Origin of the sequence: Catenibacterium sp. CAG:290 (assembly GCF_000437715.1) — a bacterium.
Taxonomy (GTDB): Bacteria; Bacillota_I; Bacilli_A; order Erysipelotrichales; family Coprobacillaceae; genus Catenibacterium; species Catenibacterium mitsuoka_A.
The window spans coordinates 1-3,208 of sequence record NZ_FR898813.1; the positions used below are offsets into that span (position 1 = coordinate 1).

Sequence of the window (3,208 nt, forward strand, 5' to 3'; positions counted from 1 at the left end):
GCGAAGTGGACACGCAATAAGAATAAGGATTGCCTAGCAATAGGAGGAGACTTAAATATCAATCTTCTTAAATGGATGCATAAGCATCTTAGAAGCCTTGATTTTAAATACGGAGTATTAAGTCGAGGTAGTTCACCTATTATCTTTCATATCTAATATTACTTGGGATTGTATCAGGCACGGTGGTAGGAGTAATTGGAAAAATTATATATATTAAAATAAAAAGGCATATTATTGGGTAAAATATGAGAGTGAAACATTTCCATATTTTTTTGTATATGTTATTATAAGTCAGTATGTTTAAAAGAAGGGTGAAATTATGAAAGAACGTGAACAATTTAAATCAAGGATAGGCTTCCTGCTTCTTTCTGCAGGATGTGCTATCGGTATTGGAAATGTATGGAGATTCCCTTATGTTGTAGGACAAAATGGTGGAGGAATCTTTGTCTTCTTCTATTTGATTTTCTTGCTTCTTATTGGTGTTCCAATTCTAAGCATGGAATTCTCAGTGGGACGTGCAAGTGCAAAAAGTCCAGTTAAAGCTTATCAGTCTTTAGAAAAACCAGGACAGAAATGGCATTTGCATGGTTATGTTGGATTATTAGGTAACTTCTGTTTAATGATCTACTATACTACAGTATCAGGATGGATGTTGAACTATTTCTATAAGTTCTTGACTGGTGGATTTACAGGAGTCAAAACATCTCAGGTTGCATCAGTTTTCCAGAATGTATTATCTAGTCCATCTCAGAATGTATTCTGGATGATAGTAGTTGTTGTTATTGGTATGTTAATATGTTCAATGGGATTACAGAACGGTGTAGAAAGAATTACAAAAGTTATGATGATTGGCTTACTTGGACTCATTGTAGTTCTTGCAGTACATGGGTTAACACTTGATAATGCGATGGCAGGTGTTAAATTCTATTTATATCCAGACTTTAATAAAATCAAACATATTGGCTTATTAAATGTGATCGTAGCGGCAATGAACCAGTCTTTCTTTACTTTAAGTATCGGTATTGGTTCAATGGCGATATTCGGTAGCTATTTAAAGAAAGATAAAACTCTTTTAGGGGAAGCAGTGAATGTTGCAGGGTTAGATACATTTGTCGCTATTGTGGCAGGTCTTATCATCTTTCCAGCATGTTTCTCATTTGGAGTAAATCCTGACAGTGGTCCAAGTCTCATCTTTATTACTTTACCTAATGTCTTTTTATCAATGACAGGCGGTAGAATTTGGGGTGCTCTATTCTTCCTATTTATGGCTTTCGCATCATTATCTACAGTCATTGCAGTATTTGAAAATATTATTGCCTGTACAATGGAACTATGGAACATCACAAGAAAGAAATCAGTAATCATTAATTTGATTCTTATTACTGTATTCTCATTACCTTGTGCTTTAGGATTTAATGTCCTTGACTTCTTGCAGCCTCTTGGCAGTGGTTCAACAATATTAGATTTAGAAGACTTTATCGTAAGTAATCTTCTCTTACCACTTGGGTCTTTTGTTTATTTATTATTCTGTACATCTCGCTTAGGATGGGGATTCAAGAATTACCAAACAGAAGCTAATATGGGGGATGGTCCTAAGGTCCAGAACTGGATGCAGGGGTATCTTACAATTATATTACCTATTGCGGTCATATTCGTATTTATCAGCAGCTTGGTTTAAACAGTGGATATTCCACTGTTTTTTTGTGATTTCTCCTAAATTATATGGAATATATTATATAGAGGAGGATCACTCAATGAAAAAAAGCCGTATAGAACATGTGAAGAAATATAGTATGCTTTCTCTTGTAGAAGATTTAGGCTTTACTCTTGTTTATGAGAGTTCTAATTACTATCATCTTGAGGAACATGATTCTTTAAAAATCAGAGTAAATATCAATAGATTCTATTGGTATTCAAAAGGATTTGGGGGAGACACGATTACATTATGCCAGACATTGGGTTTAGAAAAGAATCCAGAATTTCATTCTTTTATCTATACGATTCTTTATCTGGAAATGAGAATGTATAAGAATCCCCATCATGAATTTAAAAAGATTAAAAGACAAGAGAGAAAACTTGTTTTACCACGTAAAGACATTAATAATAAGAAGGTCTATTATTATTTATATGAAAGAGGCATTAGTCTCAATATTATTGATTATTTTATTGATCATGATTATCTCTATCAGGAAGCAGTGCATCATAATCTTGTCTTTGTATCTTATAAAGGGAGTCAACCAGTATTCATAAGTAAAAGGGGAAGTGTGATAAATAATCGTTATATGCGTGAGCAGGCAGGGAATGATTATAACCATTGTTTTTATATATCGCATAACTCATCACTACTTATTGTGACTGAATCTATTATTGATATGATGTCTCTAATGGCTCTTACAAATAACTTTAAGAAATATGATTATTTATCACTTAATTCTGTCTCTCATTATCGTGCATTATTCTATCATTTAGAACATCAACCAATAGAAAGAGTTCTATTAAGATTAGATAATGATCAAGCAGGAAGAGGGGCAGTTCATACAATCGTTGATATTTTAAATGAGAACTATCCCTATATCAAAATAGATGTAGCCTATCCTTATAGGCATAAAGATTGGAATGATTATCTTGTTTATAGTATTAAGAATAAAGAAAATGATATAATTATATTCTAGAGAGGATGAGATATATGAAACTTATATTAAAACAAAAGATCTTTAGTTTGATGGATAGTTATGACATCTATGATGAATATGATCAGGTTGTCTATACAGTAAGCAGTCGTCTTTCATGGGGTCATAAATTAGATGTATATGATGCGTCAGGTCATTGTCTAGCAACCATTAAAGAAGAAATATTGACATTCATGCCAAGATTTAGTATCTACATAGATGATCATTATATCGGTTCATTCCAAAAGAAAATCAGCTTATTTCCTAAATATGTCTTAGAATTTAATGACTGGTCTATTAATGGAGATTTCATGAACTGGAATTATACTATAAGTGATTCTTATTATGAAATTGCGACTATATCAAAAGAATTATTTCATTTTACAGATGTCTATGTCATTGATGTTCATAATAGCCAGGATGCGCTTTATGCATTACTTGTTGTACTGGCAATAGATGCTGAAAAGTGTTCAGCCTCAAATAACTAAAAAAAGAAGCCGAGGCCAATGTCATTAAGTTAATAATGCTAGAATTTAAGT

3 protein-coding genes are annotated in these 3,208 nt (G+C 32.5%); all 3 read left to right on the top strand.

The window, feature by feature from the left end; all coding sequences use genetic code 11:
- The first annotated feature begins 319 nt into the window (after window positions 1-319).
- Window positions 320-1,678 carry a sodium-dependent transporter gene (locus tag QVO42_RS05455; protein ID WP_022425145.1) on the top strand — a complete coding sequence of 453 codons (1,359 nt, stop codon included), beginning with the start codon at window positions 320-322 and terminating at the stop codon, window positions 1,676-1,678.
- 76 nt (window positions 1,679-1,754) lie between these two features.
- Window positions 1,755-2,672 carry a toprim domain-containing protein gene (locus tag QVO42_RS05460; protein WP_022425146.1) on the top strand — a complete coding sequence of 306 codons (918 nt, stop codon included), beginning with the start codon at window positions 1,755-1,757 and terminating at the stop codon, window positions 2,670-2,672.
- 14 nt (window positions 2,673-2,686) lie between these two features.
- Entirely contained in the window at window positions 2,687-3,157 is a 471-nt protein-coding gene (locus QVO42_RS05465; protein ID WP_022425147.1) for an LURP-one-related/scramblase family protein, read from the top strand.
- Window positions 3,158-3,208: the final 51 nt, after the last annotated feature.

Excerpts from the sequence above, each read along its gene's own strand:
- QVO42_RS05455 (WP_022425145.1), top strand. The coding sequence starts at position 320 with ATGAAAGAACGTGAACAATTTAAATCAAGGATAGGCTTCCTGCTTCTT.
- QVO42_RS05460 (WP_022425146.1), top strand. The coding sequence starts at position 1,755 with ATGAAAAAAAGCCGTATAGAACATGTGAAGAAATATAGTATGCTTTCT.
- QVO42_RS05465 (WP_022425147.1), top strand. The coding sequence starts at position 2,687 with ATGAAACTTATATTAAAACAAAAGATCTTTAGTTTGATGGATAGTTAT.